Raw genomic sequence first — 1,364 nt, 5'->3', positions numbered from 1 at the left:
TGCATGTAACTCAGGTTCAGTTATATAGGATTTTTTACGTTCCTTTTGAATAGCCCGAAGATTAATTCTTAAGCATAGTTGTAACAACCTAACAATCAACTTGAAAATTTATGCTCGGAATTGCTGTGGAATCAAGGTCCTTGAGAATTTGATGATAAAATGCATTATGAGCATCTGACCCGTCATATATCCTATTGAAATGATCAAGAATTTTATACCTTTCAAGCCCAAGTCTATCGGCAAGGACTCCATGAAGAATCTTTTCATCTACCTGCTTTTTGGAGTTTTGTAAATATTCATCAGAATCTACAGCAGTCGTGAGTTTTGAAACCCATTCTATTAAATACTTTAAAGTTGCCTGATTAGAATCCAGAATGGTCATCACAGGTCGCACAGGATCATCTTTTGCTGACTGATATGCTTCTGAAAATCTTTCAATTAATCCATCAGCATTCGGTGTTACAATTGCGTTTGGTTGGTTCAAATCATTAGAAGCATTTATGATTTTGGCTTGAGATTGAAAAATAAAGCTCTCAGCCGCAGGACCTGAAAATGATGTTCTCAGCATTGTAAAATCAGCGTTTATCCTGACTGTATCTCCAGGAATTACTTTATAGTCTTGAATTAAAAATCCTCTTGCATGAAAAATACTAATTACAGCAATTTCATCAATTGGCTCTGTTGAAAAGTAAAATGTTTCAAACCCTAGCGTACCTGTAAATAAGTTTCCAGATTCTGTTTTCGCATTTACTTTTATAGGACTAGGAAATTTACCATTTGGTGTCAGGTAATGAGTCTGAACAGTTAAGGTGAGTTCTTCAACTGGCATACTAGATTTAATTTCCCCATAAATCACTACAGGGGCAGAATCAACTGATTCAGTCATAACTGAATCTTGTGCTCGACTAGTCAAGGAACACAGCCAGAGCAAGCAGACTCCTAATATTTTAATGTTATTATCTAATTCTAATATTTTCATGATTTTAAATTTTGATGAACTGTATTGTTACTAGGCGCAGGATCTTTGATAATCAGGATATTGACCAGAGGTCTATGGCTGCCATTTGGCAGAGGCTTAGGCATCGGACCGAGCTCTTCTCTCCTACCCTTTAGTTTGATTGGTGTTTCTGTAAGCATATTTATTTGGGTTTTATAAGTGTTAAATGTTAAGCGTTAAGTGATCAATCGGACTAGTCTTGTCTTCCCCATGTGTACTAGGACAGACTTTCATACTTACTGTCGCGTCCTGAAATTACTTGACACTTTTTTTATTGTTTTTCTTTTGTTTTCATCATCTTAAATGCCCCCTAGCTCAAGTAAGGAAACTTGTCAAGGCCGGAGCAGAGCGACGTTTATATAGCCTT

General features: G+C 36.4%; 2 protein-coding genes. Both read right to left on the bottom strand.

Features of this window, described 5'->3' with window-relative positions; genetic code table 11:
• Positions 1–88: 88 nt before the first annotated feature.
• Positions 89–979: a hypothetical protein gene (locus MM239_RS20750; protein ID WP_241350242.1), complete on the bottom strand. Its 891-nt coding sequence runs from the start codon at positions 977–979 to the stop codon at positions 89–91.
• Complete coding sequence (locus MM239_RS20745; protein WP_241350241.1) at positions 976–1,137, bottom strand: hypothetical protein; 162 nt, start codon at positions 1,135–1,137, stop codon at positions 976–978. Before MM239_RS20745 ends, MM239_RS20750 begins: the two co-directional genes overlap by 4 nt.
• Positions 1,138–1,364: the final 227 nt, after the last annotated feature.

Origin of the sequence: Belliella filtrata (assembly GCF_022549775.1) — a bacterium.
GTDB classification, from domain to species: Bacteria; Bacteroidota; Bacteroidia; order Cytophagales; family Cyclobacteriaceae; genus Belliella; species Belliella filtrata.
This window is presented reverse-complemented; position numbering and strand designations above follow the sequence as displayed.

Coding starts and splice junctions, on each gene's coding strand:
- MM239_RS20750 (WP_241350242.1), bottom strand. CDS start 979: ATGAAAATATTAGAATTAGATAATAACATTAAAATATTAGGAGTCTGC.
- MM239_RS20745 (WP_241350241.1), bottom strand. CDS start 1,137: ATGCTTACAGAAACACCAATCAAACTAAAGGGTAGGAGAGAAGAGCTC.